The sequence below is a fragment of the Bellilinea caldifistulae genome (genome assembly GCF_001306055.1).
Classification (GTDB): domain Bacteria; phylum Chloroflexota; class Anaerolineae; order Anaerolineales; family Anaerolineaceae; genus Bellilinea; species Bellilinea caldifistulae.
In genome coordinates, this window is sequence record NZ_LGHJ01000017.1 from 116,296 (window position 1) to 132,388 (window position 16,093).

General features: G+C 52.4%; 14 protein-coding genes. 8 read left to right on the forward strand and 6 right to left on the reverse strand.

Annotated features, from left to right (window positions below; all coding sequences use genetic code 11):
* Nucleotides 1-11: 11 nt before the first annotated feature.
* The 6 genes from pgmB to AC812_RS11730 all read right to left on the reverse strand — a co-directional run bounded on the left by pgmB (nucleotide 12) and on the right by AC812_RS11730 (nucleotide 7,490).
* Nucleotides 12-662 (reverse strand): beta-phosphoglucomutase, encoded by a 651-nt coding sequence (gene pgmB / locus AC812_RS11705; RefSeq protein ID WP_061918673.1) that lies wholly within the window; start codon nucleotides 660-662, stop codon nucleotides 12-14.
* Nucleotides 659-2,851 carry a glycoside hydrolase family 65 protein gene (locus AC812_RS11710; RefSeq protein ID WP_061918675.1) on the reverse strand — a complete coding sequence of 731 codons (2,193 nt, stop codon included), beginning with the start codon at nucleotides 2,849-2,851 and terminating at the stop codon, nucleotides 659-661. The genes pgmB and AC812_RS11710 overlap by 4 nt, the downstream gene beginning before the upstream one ends.
* Nucleotides 2,852-2,888: 37 nt before the next feature.
* Nucleotides 2,889-3,827 (reverse strand): carbohydrate ABC transporter permease, encoded by a 939-nt coding sequence (locus AC812_RS11715; protein ID WP_211261484.1) that lies wholly within the window; start codon nucleotides 3,825-3,827, stop codon nucleotides 2,889-2,891.
* A 10-nt stretch (nucleotides 3,828-3,837) separates the two neighbouring features.
* Nucleotides 3,838-4,821 (reverse strand): carbohydrate ABC transporter permease, encoded by a 984-nt coding sequence (locus tag AC812_RS11720; protein ID WP_201797730.1) that lies wholly within the window; start codon nucleotides 4,819-4,821, stop codon nucleotides 3,838-3,840.
* A 71-nt stretch (nucleotides 4,822-4,892) separates the two neighbouring features.
* A complete protein-coding gene (locus AC812_RS11725; protein ID WP_061918677.1) occupies nucleotides 4,893-6,224 on the reverse strand; it encodes an ABC transporter substrate-binding protein in 1,332 nt (443 codons plus the stop codon).
* Nucleotides 6,225-6,413: 189 nt separating this feature from the next.
* The gene (locus AC812_RS11730; RefSeq protein ID WP_061918680.1) at nucleotides 6,414-7,490 is read right to left on the reverse strand and encodes a LacI family DNA-binding transcriptional regulator; all 1,077 of its coding nucleotides are present in this window, start codon (nucleotides 7,488-7,490) and stop codon (nucleotides 6,414-6,416) included.
* Between the two features lie 204 nt (nucleotides 7,491-7,694).
* Between AC812_RS11730 and AC812_RS11735 the strand changes: the two genes are divergently transcribed.
* From AC812_RS11735 to AC812_RS11770, 8 genes are all read left to right on the forward strand, one after another.
* Nucleotides 7,695-9,110 carry an MFS transporter gene (locus AC812_RS11735; protein ID WP_114676121.1) on the forward strand — a complete coding sequence of 472 codons (1,416 nt, stop codon included), beginning with the start codon at nucleotides 7,695-7,697 and terminating at the stop codon, nucleotides 9,108-9,110.
* A complete protein-coding gene (locus AC812_RS11740; RefSeq protein ID WP_061918682.1) occupies nucleotides 9,088-9,696 on the forward strand; it encodes a TetR/AcrR family transcriptional regulator in 609 nt (202 codons plus the stop codon). The genes AC812_RS11735 and AC812_RS11740 overlap by 23 nt, the downstream gene beginning before the upstream one ends.
* Before the next feature lie 42 nt (nucleotides 9,697-9,738).
* Complete coding sequence (locus AC812_RS18285) at nucleotides 9,739-12,402, forward strand: winged helix-turn-helix domain-containing protein (RefSeq protein ID WP_061918684.1); 2,664 nt, start codon at nucleotides 9,739-9,741, stop codon at nucleotides 12,400-12,402.
* Nucleotides 12,403-12,554: 152 nt separating this feature from the next.
* Nucleotides 12,555-12,806: a hypothetical protein gene (locus AC812_RS11750; protein ID WP_061918686.1), complete on the forward strand. Its 252-nt coding sequence runs from the start codon at nucleotides 12,555-12,557 to the stop codon at nucleotides 12,804-12,806.
* On the forward strand, nucleotides 12,803-13,459 hold the full coding sequence (locus tag AC812_RS11755; protein ID WP_061918688.1) for a flavodoxin domain-containing protein: 657 nt from the start codon (nucleotides 12,803-12,805) through the stop codon (nucleotides 13,457-13,459). Before AC812_RS11750 ends, AC812_RS11755 begins: the two co-directional genes overlap by 4 nt.
* Complete coding sequence (locus AC812_RS11760; RefSeq protein WP_082149184.1) at nucleotides 13,456-14,310, forward strand: hypothetical protein; 855 nt, start codon at nucleotides 13,456-13,458, stop codon at nucleotides 14,308-14,310. Before AC812_RS11755 ends, AC812_RS11760 begins: the two co-directional genes overlap by 4 nt.
* Nucleotides 14,311-14,313: 3 nt before the next feature.
* Nucleotides 14,314-15,087 (forward strand): CPBP family intramembrane glutamic endopeptidase, encoded by a 774-nt coding sequence (locus AC812_RS11765; protein WP_061918689.1) that lies wholly within the window; start codon nucleotides 14,314-14,316, stop codon nucleotides 15,085-15,087.
* 21 nt (nucleotides 15,088-15,108) lie between these two features.
* Entirely contained in the window at nucleotides 15,109-15,981 is an 873-nt protein-coding gene (locus tag AC812_RS11770) for a hypothetical protein (protein ID WP_061918691.1), read from the forward strand.
* Nucleotides 15,982-16,093: the final 112 nt, after the last annotated feature.

A 16,093-nucleotide genomic window follows, 5' to 3' on the forward strand; every position in this document is an offset into this window, starting at 1 on the left:
GAGGCCCTTTTTCAAAGATCAGGTACTAATTCCCTCAGCCGTTGCAGCGAAACGCCGTTCAAATCGGGCAAATGATAATCAGCCGAACTCACCCGCTCAATTGGCCCCAAGCCCAATGTGCGCATCCCGGCGGCTTTTCCGGCGGCAATGCCGGCCTCGGCATCCTCAATTACCAGACATTCTGCCGGTTCAACCCCCAAACGTTCGGCTGCCAGTAAAAATAAATCCGGAGCCGGTTTACTGCGAGCAGCAGCGTTGCCGTCCACAACCGTATCCAGCCACTCGCCAATTTGCAAACGCTCCAGTACCAGAGGGGTATTCTTGCTGGATGACACAATCGCCACTTTGTAGCCGGCCTGATGCAATTCTTTGAGCAATTCCAATGCCCCCGGCAGTAAATTTTGAGGGGTCATTTTGGATACATACTCCATATAGTAGCGGTTTTTTCGCTCCATCCACTCGTTCATTTCCTGCTCCGTCGCCGGGCGGCCATCCAGCAGAATCAACAGCGACTCTCGACGGGAAACTCCCCTCAAGGCTTCGTTTTTTTGCCGGTCGAATGGCAAGCCCAATTCATCCGCCAGCCGCTTCCATCCCAGATAATGAAACTCGGATGTGTCGGTCAAAACCCCATCGAGATCGAATAATATTGCGCGAATCATCCTTCAGCAACCCCCGTCTGCGGATTGCACAGGTCAAATTCATAAGGCTGCCCGCGGTATCTAATCCGAAAAACCAACCGCCGCCAGTGACGGGGCAAACAGGGGTAGGTTTTCGGGCCGTCAGGCTCAAATCTGAGCCCTCCAAAGCCGAATACAATCGCCTGCCAGATACCACCCGCCGATGCCGCATGAATGCCGTCGTGGGCGTTCCCGCGCACATCCTCTAAATCCGCCAGTGCAGCGCGCATAAAGTGTTCATACGCCTCATCCGGTTTTCCTACCCGACAGGCAATGATGGCATGAATGGCCGGCCCCAATGACGAGCCAAAAGTGTGATCCGTGCGGGCGTTGTAATACTCATAATTGACCCTCAGCGTTTTTTCATCAAACAGTTCAGGCAGTAGATAGGCCAGCATGACCACATCTGGCTGCTTGAGAATGTTGGCTTCATTAGCGCCTTCAATTCCCAACAGGGATTGAATGGACTGGGTACGCGGCTCAAGGGCTTGCAAATCAATCTGCCGGCGCTGGAAATAGCCCTCAAACTGTTCAATTAAACCGTTCGACTCATCCTGCTTCCAGTAAATTTTTTCGGCCACCTCGCGCCAGCGGGTCAATTCACTTTCGTCCAGTTCCAGCGAACGACGCAATTCGGCGGCTTTAGTCGGATAGCGTCCTTCCAACCAGTCCAACACCTTCAACGCAGTTGACAACTGCCAGCGAGCCAGTGCATTGGTGTAGGCGTTGTTATCCACATGGTCATGGTATTCATCCGGGCCGATGACATCGGTAAACTCGTAACAGCCGGTTTCACCATTCCATTCCGCCCGGCTGGCCCAAAAACGAGCCACATCCAGAAAAATCTCCGCTCCGCGATGGGCCATGAAATCATCATCACCGGTTGCCTGCCAGTATTGCCAGATGGCATAACAAACATCCGCCGAAATATGAATTTGAATATCCCCCGTCCAGATGCGAATCAGTTTGGTTCGGTCGGTGGGATGGGGCACCCAGGTGGGTGTTACTTCTTCGCCGGTCGCAGCACTTTCCCACGCAAACTGAGCTCCATTGAAGCCGTTTTCACGGGCTTTTTTACGTGCCCCCTCCAGGGTGTGAAAGCGGTAGGAAAGCAAATTTCGAGCAATCTCCGGACGGGTGTAGGTAAAGAAAGGCAGCATAAAAATTTCGGTGTCCCAAAATACATGCCCGCGGTATCCATAACCAGAAAGCGCCTTTGCCCCGATACTCACCCGCTCATCCTGACGGGGAGCGGCTGCCAGTAATTGGAACAGGCTGAATCGCACTGCAAGATGGGCACGGTCATCTCCCTCAATCACCACATCGCAGGCTTCCCACTCGCGTTGCCAGGCGCGGGCATGGCTTTCCATTAACCCACTCCATGCTCGTTTCGGGAGCGTTTCCAATGCCCGCCGGGCAGCCCCCTGCGGGTCGGTGGTTTCACGGGATGTGTAAAAAGCGGTTATTTTCTCGATCTCCACGATATCACCACTTTTCAGCTCGGTTGTAACCACCAGCGTTGGGGCATTCCGGGTATCCCAGGCAGTGTGTTCAAGATTTTCACCGCCATCAACCGTAAGGCGTGTGGCAGCCCCCAGTTCAATTCCAGAAGAACGGGTACGCAGATGAAGCCAGGTGTTGTTGTGTTCAAGTCCCTGTCCAAGCCAGTCCCAGTGCTTGTAATTCAGGTTATCCGTATCGCCGCTCAGTGTCGCCCGTGCCTCAACAGTCGTGTTTTCGAATGCCTTTATCGTAACCCGCTGACACAGCAGATGCGGGTTGGTCAGGCTGGCAAACCGTTCAAAGAGCAGTAGCCAGCGCGCACCCTGCGGACTGCGCCACTCCACCCGTCGGCTCAACAAACCGTTGCGCAAATCTAACTGGCGCTGGTATGAAAGAATCTCGCCTTCGGTGAGCGAAAACCACTCCCCGCCCAGCCGCAGGGTCAAATCCAGCCAATCCGGCGCATTGACCAGCTCGGTAAATACGATGGGAACATCATCGAAGACCCCATGAATGAAAGTGGTTCGCTCCTCGCCCGGGTAGTGCTCTTCGTGCGTGCCGCGGGTGCCAAGATAACCATTCCCAATCGTAAAAATTGTTTCCGCATGATTCTGGCTTTTGAGATCAAAGCAATTTTCGGTGATAATCCAGTTGCGTTGGTTAAGCATAATCCAATCCCTCTACCTGCAATATTTTGTTGTGAAATTAACCCTCTTTCAACCCGGTACCCGCGATACTCTGGGTGAAGTAACGCTGGAAGATAAAGAAAATAATCAAAATCGGCAGGGTGTTGAACAGGGAACCTGCCAGCACTTTCGAAATCAGGGTGTAGTACTCGCCGCGGAACCAGTTCAAACCGATTGGCAGAGTGAAGTTTTCCGGTGTGCGCAGAATGGTCAACGGCCACATAAAACTGTTCCATTCACCCTGAAAAGTCAACAACGCCAGCGTCAGCAGTTGCGTGGTGCTGATCGGCAGGACGATACGGAAGAAGATGCCAAACCGTCCCAACCCGTCCATCATTGCCGCTTCTTCCAGTTCCTTTGGAATGCTCTTGTAAAACTGGGTCATCATGAAGATGCCAAAAGCCGCCACAATGCCGGGCAGAATCACCCCGCCGAGGTTGTCCATCAGCCCAAAACCGGTTGGAATGGTCAGGTCACCGATTTTCAACCCGCCGCGGATGATACCAGGCCCCACCACCAGGAAATTCGGAATCAGGGTTACCTGACCGGGAATCATCATCGAGATCAACAGCGCCGTGAACAAAAACTTCTTCAGCGGAAACTCCATGCGGGCAAAAGCGTAGCCCGCCATGGCGCAAAACAACACTCGTGCAAAGGTTACCACTAACGAAATGATGGTACTGTTCAATAGCCAGCGCGGGAATAGCGGCAAAGCGCCAATCACATCCCGAAAATTTTCCAGACTGAACGGAATCGGCCAGAACAGCGGCGGGTCATAGACATTGGCAACCGGCTTGAGGCTGAAAACGAGCGTAAAATACAACGGCGCAATGCACAATACCGCCCAGCCAATCAAAATAAAATAAAACACCGGTGTTTTGATGCGGTCCAAAACCACAATCAGCCTATCCGAAAGGGTTGCTTTTTTAGAAACTGTTTGAGAGATAGTTGCCATCATTCCACCTCATTTATGCCGAACCCACACTGCCGCTGCCCTCAATAATCCGTCGTTGAATGAGCGTGAAGACCAGAATGATCAACGCCAGGATAAAGGATAGAGCGGCTGCCTGACCCATTTTGACGGTAGTATCCCGGAAAGCCCATTTGTAAATCAAGTAGGCCACCGTCGTGGTCGAATCCAGCGGCCCGCCCGAAGTCATCACATAAATCTGGTCGAACACCTGAAAACAACCGATCAACCCCACGGTGACCACAAAAAACACCACCGGGCGCAGCATGGGAATGGTGATGTAACGCAGTACCTGAAACTTGTTAGCGCCGTCAATCGAAGCGGCTTCGTAAATCGCAGTCGGAATATCCTGCAAGCCAGCCAGAAAGATGAGCATCAACGTGCCACTGGTGGTGAAAACATTCAAAATCATGATGGTGTAAAAGGCATAACGCGGATCGTTCAACCAGTTGATATTCAGGTTGAAAATCTGATTTACGATCCCCAACGGGCTGAACAACCACACAAAAATCAGCGAAATGACTACTGAGGATGTGACCGACGGCAGGTAGTAAATGGTACGAAACAACCGCCGAAAACGCAACTTTTGATCCATGGCAAACGCCAGAATCAGGCTTAGGACGGTTTGGGTTGGCACCACAATCAAAGTGTACTTGACCGTGTTGGGTAAGGCTTTCTTGATGAACAAATCATCGCACGTCAGAGGGGGCGCATCTTCAGCCCGCGGCATCAAGGCTTCAAGGCACAGCACCCGGCGGTAGCCCTCCAATCCCCACCACTCCGGCGGACGCAGCAGGTTATAGCGGGTAAAAGACAAATAAAAAGCGTAACCGATCGAGAAAACAGTAAAGGTCAAGAAAATAAACAAATACGGCAATAAGAAAAGATAAGCGGTAAGCGCTTCACTGCGTTTTTTGCGCTTTTCGGGGTTACTCCCCCGCCGAAACAAACCCGCCGGGCGATTGGACACCATCTCTGCCATCTTTCCATCCTCCACGATTTCACGAAGAGGGTCAGCCTTGAAGCGGCTGACCCTCTTTTTTTACAACCGCCTTACTTCACTTCGGCAATTTTCTGGCGGATGACCTGCGCCGCCTGCTTCAGGGCAGCATCCACCGGCTGATTTTCCAGATAGATGCGTTCGAGTGCCTTACCCATTTGTTCGTTGACATCCGAGCCGACCAGCCCCCATACGAAGGGGCGAGCCCCTTGCAGCGCACCACGAAAGATGGCGCTGGAAGCCGGATTGGTCTTCAGGTATTCGCTGTTTTGCAGCGACAGACGGGTTGGGAGGGCAAAACCACTTTCCAGCACCTTGGTCTGGGCTTTCTCACCGGTCAGGTAGTTGATCACCCGCATGGCTGCTTCCGGATTCTTGCTGTTGCGCGAGATGACATACGCCACGGTGAAGATCAGGTTGCCCTCGCCTTTGGGGCCAGCCGGCGGGGTGACCACGCCGTAATTGATGTTGGGAAATTGCTGCTTCAGGTAGGGAATCAGCCATCCGCCTTCGTAGACCATGGCGAACTGACCCTTACCGAAGACCGTCCCCTGCCAGCCCTCACCGACATCCGCCGGAATAGCGCCACTCTGATTCTTGCGGAAATCGGTGTAGAAAGTGGCCGCCTCAATCGCCGCCGGGGAGTCGAGCAGGGTATCGCTGTAGTCATCGGTCATAATCGAACCGCCGTTTTGGAAGACAAAGATGGGGAAGCGTCCCGGATCTGCCGGTACGCCCAGCCCGTAGATGTTATTGGCAGGATCCGAAAGTGCCTCGGCAGCCGCTTTCAAATCATCCCATGTCCAATCGTCGGTTGGTTCGGCAATCCCCGCCTGAGCGAACAGGTCTTTGTTATAGAACAGACCCAACGTATTGAAGTCCTTGGGGATACCGTACGTAACCCCGCCCTCGGAGAAAGCATCAATCAAAGAGGGGATAAAATCATCCCGCTTGACACCCTCTTTCGCCATCAGGTCATCAATCGGCAGCAAGACTTCATCGCGCACAAAAGCCGGGAACTGGAAAATATCCATGTAGAACACATCCGGTTCAACGCCGGAGGCAATCGAGGTTTTCAACTGCTGCCAGTAATCGCCGGTGATGGGTTCATACTTGACCACAATATCCGGATTTTCCACCGTGAAGTCCAGCAAAATGGATTGCAGCAGAGCGGTTTCCTCCGGACTGGCCGCCCAGCCGGAAAGGCGCACCACCGCACGCTCAGCCGGTTTTTCAACCTCAACCGTTTTGACGACCTCTTTTTCCTTCTCCACCGTAACCGTCTCGATCACTTTTTCGGGGGTGGGGGTAGCCGCTGGCTGGCAGGCCGCCAGCAGCAGGCTGAGAACCATCAGGGGGACAAACCATTTCAATAGGGTTTTCATGACCTTTCTTCTCCTGAATTGTGATTGGAAAATTGTGATTTCCTCAAAAAGTGTGTGATATACTCAACGCGGGAGGGCTGACAAAAGCCGCCCCGTCGAAGCCACCCCGACTCTATCCCTGGCAGGAGCGCGGAGGGGTGGCTTCATTTGTCGCCATAAAGAAACAAGGAAGCATCGGTCTTTCTCTCGCTATGGATCTCTCATCACCTCCTTGGGAATCAAATCGGGCTGGTCCGCCTTTCGGCTGGAAGCACGAACGACCAGCTGCGGTTGCATCAGGATCGTTTCAAATTCTTGTGCGGTTTCCTTGGCTTCCAACAAGTTCAATAAAAGCGCAATTAGACGTTCACCAATCTCCCAAACCGGCTGACGAACAGAAGTCAGCGGCGGGGTCAGGTACTGGGCAATCGGCGTGTCATCGAAACCGGTAATGCCAATTTGACTGCCCACCTGAAAACCGCCATCCTGAACGGCTTTAATCGCCCCTACGGCCATGTAATCGTTCAGGCAGACCATCGCCGTTGGGCGAATTTCCGCCGGCAGAGCCAGCAGTCTTCGAGCGGCCTCGTATCCAAAAGCGTAACGGCCTTCCCCGCGCTGAATCCATTCCGCCATCGTCTCAATGCCGGCCACACGCATGGCGGAAAAATAGCCTTCCATGCGGTTATTGCCCACCCGTGATTCCTCTGGCCATGCCAGTGCTGCAATCCGGCGGTGACCCTGAGCCAGAAGATGCTCGGTTGCCAACCGCAGCCCATAACCGCCGTCCACATCAATTGAAGGGAAATGCAAATCGGGATTGGAACGCCCAAAGGCAACAAAAGGGAATTTTTGTTCAAGCAGGAACAGCACCCGCGGATCGTTGTATTCGACCCCCGAAAGCACAAAACCATCCACCCGGCGGGTTTCCATCAATTCACGATAGGATTCGATTTGCCGCTGGGTATCGGAATGGTAGGGGAAGCACAACAGATAATAGCCGCGCTGCTCAGCGGCATGGAACATGCTCTGCAAGAAAGTATCCAGAATCGGGTTAGCCTGATCAGGGGGAGAAGGCCGCCAAGAGTAACCAATCGTAAAACTGCGCTGGGCGCGCAGACTGCGGGCGGTGTAATTGGGGCGGTAATTCAATTCCCGTACAGCCTGCCAGATGCGCGCTTCGGTATCCGGCGCAACCTGCACCTGACCGTTGATCACCTTCGAGACGGTCTGGTAACTGACACCGGAGCGTACAGCAACTTCCTTAAGGGTAACTCTGCGGGACATGGGAAGATTTACAGGGACAGGGATGGGCTTGGTTCATTGCGAACGTTCGTGCGAACGTTCGCATTATTAGTATAGAAAATTTAATCGGCGTTGTCAAGTCCTTTTTTCTCCAAAATCACCCCTTTGGAGGATAGCCGGAGTTTCACTCTATGGTATATTTACTAAACGAACGGTCGGTAAGCAACTTCGGGAGGTGTATAGTCTATGCTGCAAGAAACCAAACAACGCAATCAATTGCTTTTTCTTCTCTTTTTCGGTGTGTTGATGGGTGCACTGGATATTGCCATCCTTGGCCCGGCTCTCCCCTCCATCCGCGCCGAATTCCGCGTGGATGAACGCAATCTGGCCTGGATGTTTAGCAGTTATGTCCTTTTCCAACTGGTCAGCACGCCACTCATGGCAAAACTATCCGACCTTTACGGCCGCCGCTGGATTTACATCCTGGATATCGCTCTGTTCGGGATGGGGTCACTCCTGGTAGCCACTTCAACCAGTTTCACCGGTGTACTGATCGGACGTGCCATTCAGGGGTTTGGAGCCGGCGGTATTTTTCCGGTTGCCAGCGCTGTGATCGGCGACACCTTCCCGCCCGAAAAACGCGGCAGCGCCCTCGGCATGATTGGGGCGGTTTTCGGCGTGGCGTTTTTGATCGGCCCGCTGCTGGGAGGTGTCATTCTGGCAATTGCCAACTGGCACTGGCTGTTCCTGATCAATCTGCCCATCGCCGGTTTGATCATTCTATTCAGCCTGCGTCTGCTGCCCGCCACCCGCCCGGCTACCAGCCGCCGGTTGGATGTGGCTGGCATGATTTTGTTAGCCCTGTTCCTCGCTGCGCTGACCTTTGGACTGAATCAACTCGACCCCAGCAATTTACCGGACAGTCTGCTCACCCCATCCGTGGGTGGCGTGCTTGCGCTGGCGTTGGTTTTACTGGTCATTCTCATTCAAGTCGAGCGGCGAATCAGGTTGCCGATGCTGCCCGCTCACTTGTTTAACCGGCGCCAGCTGGGGCTTGCCTATCTGCTTTCCGCCGGAGCCGGGCTGGCAGAAGCCAGTCTGGTCTTTGTTCCACTGATGGCAGTAACCGGTCTGGCAAATCAGGGCATCAACGAGAAAAACGCCACATGGCTCCTGATTCCGGCCATTCTCGCCATGGCAATCGGTTCACCCCTCGCCGGACGGCTGCTCGACCGGGTTGGTTCCCGGAATGTGATCATGGGCGGTACGGCATTGATGAGCGCCGGTTTTCTCATGCTCAGTCTGCTGGGTGGTCATTTGATTTTCTTTCTGCTTTCGGGAGTATTGATTGGCGGCGGCTTGACCGCCTTGCTTGGGGCGCCGATCCGGTATATTATGTTAGGTGAAGCCTCAGCCGAGGAGCGTTCGTTGGCGCAAGGGCTGGTTACCCTCTTCACCAGCATTGGTCAGTTGATCGGTAGCGCGTTGATCGGCGCACTGGTTGCCTCTTTTGGAACAGCCAACCCCTTCAGAGGGTATCAGACCGCCTTTGCATTGATCACCTTCACCAGCCTGATCTTGTTTGTCAGTGCAACCATGCTGAAAACCCGTCAGCGAGAATTGGAGACCCTGGGAGGAAATGAAGCCTTCAGCCGTGGATAATGCACCGCCTTCGATGCGTGATAAGATCCTTCACCAAACTACCCGCCTGTTTGTAGAGCGCGGCTACGATGGTGTGTCCATCCGCGAAATTGCCGAGGCTTGCAGCATCACCAAAGCCGCACTTTACTACCACTTTGTGGACAAAGAACGGCTATTGATTGAAATTCTGGAAACGGGACTGGACGCTTTTCATCAACTGTTGGAGGATGCCCGACAGAATTACCAAAGCGCCCAGACCCGTATTCGTGCCTTCGTGTTTTCTCTTTTTACCCGTCTGCCGCCTGAAAACCGGGCCGTCATTCGGCTGGCAACTCAGGAGATGGGCAAGTTGCAACCCGAACTGCGCACCCAATTTGCCCAACATTACCGCGAAAAATTCCTGCAACCCCTGATGGACATTTTTACCGAAGGGCAAAAAGCTGGCGAACTGCGGCCACTCTCGGCAGAACTGGCGGTGTGGGCTTTATTGGGAATGCTTTACCCCTTCATGAGCGGCGAATCCGCTCTCCGGCAGGAACCGAGTCCTCAACAATTGGAGCAGTTGCTGGATATTTTTTGGATCGGAATTGCCAGCCATTCCAGATGAAAAGCCCAACGGGAGCCGTCCGAGTCCTGCTATAATCAGGGCATGCCGCCGCTGGTCTGGACGAAATTTAAAATTCCGCCCCTGCGCGCCAAAAGCGTGCTTCGTCCACGCCTGCTGGATAATCTCAATCGTGGCCTGGCAAGCCGGTTGATTTTGATTTCTGCTCCGGCCGGTTTTGGCAAAACCACCACAATGATTCAATGGTTGCAGAGCCAGCCTCTGCCCGCACTGTGGGTAGCACTGGAAGAAACCGATGATGATCCCATCCGTTTTTTCAGCGCATGGATCACCTGTCTGCGGCAAATCATCCCCTCTTATAGTGATGATCTGCTTCAGGTTCTGCTTTCTGCCCAATTACCCGCCGGTGATTTGCTCTCGGCGGAATTGATCAACCCTCTGATTCAATTAAACCAACCTGCCATCCTCGTTCTGGATGATTTTCAGCACATTCAAGACCGGAGTATCTTACGGTTTATCCAGGATGCGATTGCCTATCTGCCGTCAGAATTTCACCTCGCCATCCTCACGCGGGAAGACCCCGCCCTGCCATTAGCCCGCCTGCGCTCACAAAACGAACTGGTTGAAATCCGCACCAATGATTTGAGATTTGACCCGACAGAGAGCGGTCAGCTGCTCACCGAGATTCTGAACATCTCGCTTGAACCTTCCCTTGTTACCGCCCTGACCGAACGCACCGAAGGCTGGGCAGCAGGTTTGCAATTAGCCGGTTTATCGCTGCAGGGCAGCCTTCAACCGGCCGATTTAATTCAAGATATGGCTGCCGGCAAGCGGTTTATGTTGAACTATCTGGCAGAAGAAGTTTTGAATAAACAGCCCCCGGACATTCAGGATTTCCTTCTCAAAACATCCTTGCTTACCACATTAAACGCCGAACGTTGCAATCTACTCACCGGGCGAGAGGATAGCGCCGAGCTGTTGGAGAAACTGGATAAAAGCAATCTCTTCATCCAACCGCTGGATGAGCAATTGCGCTTTTACCGCTTTCACGCTTTGTTTGCCGAATTGCTACGCAACCGGTTGAACCGCCAGGGAGAGGAAGAAGTCCGCAATTTGCACCTGCGAGCTGCTCAAGCCCTGCTAGCCGAAGGGTTAGTCACCGAGAGCCTTTCCCACTTTCTCGCTGCAAAAGATTATCCGGCAGTTGTGGCATTATTGGAAAACCACATTTGGGAATGGATCAACCACATGCCGGCGGCCCAACTGGAAGGGGTGCTTTCTCAAATCCCGCCAGAAATCCAGTTTTCCCACCCGCGCCTGTTATTGGGGCTGGGGTGGTTGTATCTGTTGCAGGGGAATTTTCCCCGCCTGGCTGGCATCCTTCAATCACTGGAAAGTCGGCTGGTAGAAAACAAACCGGTTTCAGACGACTTGGCTCTGTTACGCGCCGAGTTCCTTGCTCTGCAGGCAAACTTGCTTCAGGTTCAGCAAAAATTCGACCAGGCCATTCAGTCCGCCCGGCAATCTCTGGCTCTGATAGAGCGTAAAAATGACCGGATTGCCTCGCTGGCTTTTCTGGCATTGGGAGGGGGGCTGCGTCAAAAGGGGGATTACGAAGAAGCTCGCACTGCCCTGGAAAATGCCATTCAGCTCAGTCGCAGCAACGATGATCCGGTAACGGATATTCTGGCTGTTTCGCATTTGACATTAATGGCGCTGGAATACGGTCAATTAGAAATGGCCGCCCGCGTCGCACAGGCGGCAATCCAGCATCTCGAACAGCACCCGAACGGTTATCCGGCGGTATTGGGCGCGGTTTACGGAGCATTGGGTTGGGTTTACTACCACCGCAATCAACCCGAACTTGCCGCTCAATTTATACTGCGGGGGATTCATCTGGCGGAGTTGAGCGGACACAACGCTTCAGCGGTCTATTCGCTGGCGGGCATGGCCCGCCTGCACATTGCTCGGGGTGACCTTGATGCAGCCCGCCAATGCCTGCAACAGGCCGATCAATTCTTTCAGAAAGGCGCACCCGGCTGGGTTTTGCCCGAATTGATTTCCTGCAAGAGTCGTTTGGCGATTATCGAAGGAAACTGGATGGAAGCCGAGGCAATCCTCACCGCCAGCGGAGTGACGCCGGATTCCGCTCCTACACCCTATTCAGAACCCCTGCTGATCGCCTGGCTGCGGTTGGCAATTGCTCAGGATACTCTCGAAACCGGGCATGCAATTCTCGAACTCGTCCAGCGTGTTTTGGAATTTGCTCGCACCAGCCGGCGCAATTACACGCTCCTGCAAGCGCTGGTCGCCGGAGCGATTCTTTACTTCAAAAACGGAGATACTAACCAGGCCGGTCAATGGCTAGAGGAAGCGGTTCAGCTGGCTGCATCCAGCGGTTACCACAGTATCTTTTTGGAACACCGGCAAGATTTGCTTCTCATCTTGAAAACAATCCACAGTCCGGGGCTGGAAGCCTTACTCACCCCATCTGACGAAATTCCGTTGCCCTCCCCCTCGCAAAGTCCGCTCACAAGTGCAAAAAACCTGACGGGTATCGCATTGACCGAAAGAGAGCTGGAAGTTTTGCACCTGCTCGCACAGGGGTACACCTATAATCAAATTGCCGAACACCTGGTGATCAGTCTCAACACTGTGCGTTTCCATGTCAAAGGAATCTACGGAAAATTGGGGGTTACCAAAGTCAATCAGGCGATTGCAGAAGCCCGTCGGCAGAGCTTAATTTAATGCCGGCGTCTTAGATGCGGAACTCCCCAAAAAATCTCCCCTGCGGATGAAGGAAATGTGATCAACACGGGGGTTAAAACTACATCCTCCCGTCCGGCCGGACTACATCTCCATGTAGTCCGTTTTGATGTTAAAAGCCCTAAACTAAAGACATGAAAAATAATGCTTTAACTCAACCCCAATCAGAATCTTACCGCATCATTGTCAAGGGTGTAATGGAGGAGGAATTTCTCCACGATTATTGCCCGCCCGGTTTTACGCTGAGTTACAACAATGGAAGAACAACACTGGTGAACCTGCAAACGGATCAGGCCGGCATGTTGGGTTTGATCCGCCAGTTACACAATCTTGGCGTGACGGTGATGCTGGTAGAACTTCAATCCGAAATGGAGGATACCCAATGAGTGAGAAGAAAGTTTCCCGCCGTGAATTTTTGAAAATCGCTGGTGTTGGGCTGGCTGCAACCGCCTTCGCCTGCTCTGGATTAGGATGCGCAGCCACCCGCCAATCTCAAATTAATTTACCCGAAATGAATTTAGGAAAGGAAAATGCTGTGAATAATATTTTGGTTACTTACTCAACCCGTGCCGGTTCAACTGCCGAAATTGCTGCGGCAATCGGACAAACTCTCGCTCAGCGCGGTTACACCGTTGATGTCCTGCCGGTCAAAAAACAGCCCAACCCTTCAGATTATGACGCCGTGATTTTGGGAAGCCCAATCCGCATGGGAAGCTGGCTGCCGGAAGTGATTGGTTTTGTAAAGGAAAACCGTGCCCTGCTAGAGCAGATACCCGTTGCGGCCTTTACCGTCCACATGCTCAACGGCGGGGACGACGAACAGAGCCGGGCTAATCGTCAGGCTTACTTGAACGCGGTTCGTGAGTGGATTACCCCTGCTGAAGAAGCCTTCTTTCTCGGCAAAATGGAACTGGCAAAACTATCTTTTCTTGACCGGTTTATCTCCAACGCGATGAAAGCCAAAGACGAAAATTTACGCGACTGGAATGCCGTTCATGCCTTTGCCGAATCGGTTTTTGCACGGGTTGAAACGCAATGAAACCCCCTGCCGCCTTACGGATACTTGTGCCGTTGATTTTGCTTCTGGCTTTGATTGCTGCTGGCGGCGGCTTGTTCCCCGCCGCCGGTCAGCCTTTTACAGTGGTCAATTTCCGCGGCGAGGAGGTCACCATCAATGCCCGCGGACTCTACTATTGGGATACGCTCAGTTCTGCTGCCCAGATGCAAGCCAATGACGCAGTAACCCTTTTCCTTGCATTACCATTGCTGACCATTTCTTTCTGGCTGACTCAAAAAGGCTCATTGCGCGGTGGATTACTCATGACCGGAACGCTTGGTTTTATCCTGTACACCTACATTACCATGTGTTTTGGCGCCGCTTACAATCCCTTTTTCCTGATTTATGTAGCCCTTTTCAGCCTGAGCCTGTTTGCCTTCGTTTTGAGCATGATGTCCTTTGATGTGAAAACCCTGCCGGCGCGTTTTTCCCAAAAGCTGCCTCGTAAATGGATTGCTGGCTTGTTGTTATTTGTGGCTGCCTTTCTCTCTCTGGCGTGGATAGGACGAATTGCTCAGACCTTTACACCCGGCGCTATTCCGACCCTTGAAAATACGACCAGCATGTTCATTCAGGCGATGGACTTGGGAATTGTAGTGCCGGTGTGCCTCCTCTCGGCAGTCTTATTGCTGCGGCGCAGCTCTTGGGGCTACCTTCTTGCTTCGGTTGGTCTGGTTAAATTCCTCACCCTCGGCACCGCTGTCAGCCTGATGGGGTTGAACATGGCCCGAGTGGGTGTTCCTATCAGCCCGGTGGAGTTAATCGTTTTCAGCAGTATGGGCCTGGCTGGCATCATCACCACGTTTATCTTTTTGAAGAATGTGATGGATTAAACCATGACCCTGCTTCAAAAAAATCATCAACGTTCGGTTGCAATTCTGGTTTTGCTGGGAATTGGATTTCTGGTACTGACCCGTTTGATCAGTGAAATTTCTTTTGTACTCGCCAGGCCTATTTACCAATCGCTGAAGTTTCTCGATCCGGATGGGAGTTTTCTTTACATTTCCATTCACCACATCTTTCAGGGCATCCTGGCGTTACTCGCCATCTGGCTTGTTTCAAGAATCTGGCGAATTCCCTTTGCAGATTTCGGTTTCAATACCCGCCAGTGGCAAAACGCCTTACGCTGGGTGTTCCAGTTTTGTCTATTCTGGTTTATCCTGCAAATCAGTATTGGGTTGTGGCTGGTGTTTTCCGGCAGCGCCTTATCCAATTTTCCCTTCCCGCTGAACGCTCGAAACTTTGGTGGTTATTTTGCTTTTCAAATCCTGCTTTCTGGCACCGGCGAAGAACCCCTTTTTCGCTCTCTGGTGATGATGCCTCTGCTTTTCTACGGCAGGAAAATTGGTTTAAGCAATCAACGCAATGCTGTCATTGCTGCCGGTATTGCCACCCTTATTTTTATGTTTGCCCATATCAACTTTGCCCTTAATCCGCTAGGGGTTACGTACTTCAACCCCCTCCAGCAATTAACCTGCCTGACTTTTGGTATCTTCTACGCCTTTCTTTTCCTGCGCACAAAGAGCGTTCTTGGGCCGATTCTTGCTCATAATCTGCTCAACGCGGTCATCATCACCAGCGGGTTGATTCTCATTTTGAGCTTTGGTTGATTGTTCAGAAAAGGATAAAAAATGACTAAGACCTCTTTTGTCATCCGCGCATCCTACCTGATCGCATTATTATCCGCAATTTTTTCAACGATGGGTTTACTTTTGCCTTTGGATGGCCATACCATGATGGCGGTAACCCCTCAGCGAGAGGAAATCACCCTCTATGGAAAAGGCTTGTATCGCAACGACAGTGCATTTAAAGCCGGCATACTGCGGGGTACGGATGCGGTCACCCTCTTTGTGGGTGTTCCAGCGCTCCTGGCAGTTACCCGCCAGGTATCCCGCGGGGGCATAAGAGCAAAACTGGCATTACTTGGTCTTCTAGCCTATTTTACGTACAACAGTGCCTCGCTTGCGCTGGGTGCTTACTGGAATGAGATGCTCCTGATGTACATCATTTGCTTTTCTTTGAGCCTGTTTAGTTTTATCTCGTTATTCCAGTCCATTGAGATATCCTCTCTTGCCTATCAAATCCGCCCGGCAATGCCGTACCGCGTACTGGCTGGTTTTTGCGCCTTCAGTGGTTTATCCCTGCTGGTTTGGCTGGCAGACATATTCACAGCGCTCACTCAGGGAAAACCGCCCGCTCATCTGGATCATTACCATACCGAAATTACCTATGTTCTGGATTTAGCGATCCTTTTACCCGCCATTTACCTGGCAAGTTTCCAGTTATGGAATCGCAATGTGCAGGGGGTTCGACTGGCTGCAATATTACTCATTCTTCTTGTGTTTACTGGTCTTGTAGTGGCCGGGCAAAGCATCGTTCAAGCGCTGGACGGCATCATTCACAGCCCCCAGGAATACGCTGCCTATGTAGCCCCCTTTATTTTTCTCAGCCTGATTGCAACAGGACTGACCTTTGCAATATTCAGGAATATTGCAAAGACCTGAAAGGGCTACTGCTACGTATTCCTTACAATCCGGTAAATCTCATTCGGGTAACATCAGGGGTTAGGATGCCCCGATTTAGTCACGCTGGTTTTCCTTTGACATTCTCGCCCCG

What these genes read in the sequence shown, in the direction of transcription:
- AC812_RS11715 (WP_211261484.1), bottom strand. Translation starts at nt 3,827, where the DNA reads ATGATGGCAACTATCTCTCAAACAGTTTCTAAAAAAGCAACCCTTTCG.
- AC812_RS11755 (WP_061918688.1), top strand. Translation starts at nt 12,803, where the DNA reads ATGAGTGAGAAGAAAGTTTCCCGCCGTGAATTTTTGAAAATCGCTGGT.
- AC812_RS11730 (WP_061918680.1), bottom strand. Translation starts at nt 7,490, where the DNA reads ATGTCCCGCAGAGTTACCCTTAAGGAAGTTGCTGTACGCTCCGGTGTC.
- AC812_RS11720 (WP_201797730.1), bottom strand. Translation starts at nt 4,821, where the DNA reads ATGGCAGAGATGGTGTCCAATCGCCCGGCGGGTTTGTTTCGGCGGGGG.
- AC812_RS11735 (WP_114676121.1), top strand. Translation starts at nt 7,695, where the DNA reads ATGCTGCAAGAAACCAAACAACGCAATCAATTGCTTTTTCTTCTCTTT.
- AC812_RS11710 (WP_061918675.1), bottom strand. Translation starts at nt 2,851, where the DNA reads ATGCTTAACCAACGCAACTGGATTATCACCGAAAATTGCTTTGATCTC.
- AC812_RS11740 (WP_061918682.1), top strand. Translation starts at nt 9,088, where the DNA reads ATGAAGCCTTCAGCCGTGGATAATGCACCGCCTTCGATGCGTGATAAG.
- AC812_RS11760 (WP_082149184.1), top strand. Translation starts at nt 13,456, where the DNA reads ATGAAACCCCCTGCCGCCTTACGGATACTTGTGCCGTTGATTTTGCTT.
- AC812_RS11770 (WP_061918691.1), top strand. Translation starts at nt 15,109, where the DNA reads ATGACTAAGACCTCTTTTGTCATCCGCGCATCCTACCTGATCGCATTA.
- AC812_RS11765 (WP_061918689.1), top strand. Translation starts at nt 14,314, where the DNA reads ATGACCCTGCTTCAAAAAAATCATCAACGTTCGGTTGCAATTCTGGTT.
- AC812_RS18285 (WP_061918684.1), top strand. Translation starts at nt 9,739, where the DNA reads ATGCCGCCGCTGGTCTGGACGAAATTTAAAATTCCGCCCCTGCGCGCC.
- AC812_RS11725 (WP_061918677.1), bottom strand. Translation starts at nt 6,224, where the DNA reads ATGAAAACCCTATTGAAATGGTTTGTCCCCCTGATGGTTCTCAGCCTG.
- pgmB (WP_061918673.1), bottom strand. Translation starts at nt 662, where the DNA reads ATGATTCGCGCAATATTATTCGATCTCGATGGGGTTTTGACCGACACA.
- AC812_RS11750 (WP_061918686.1), top strand. Translation starts at nt 12,555, where the DNA reads ATGAAAAATAATGCTTTAACTCAACCCCAATCAGAATCTTACCGCATC.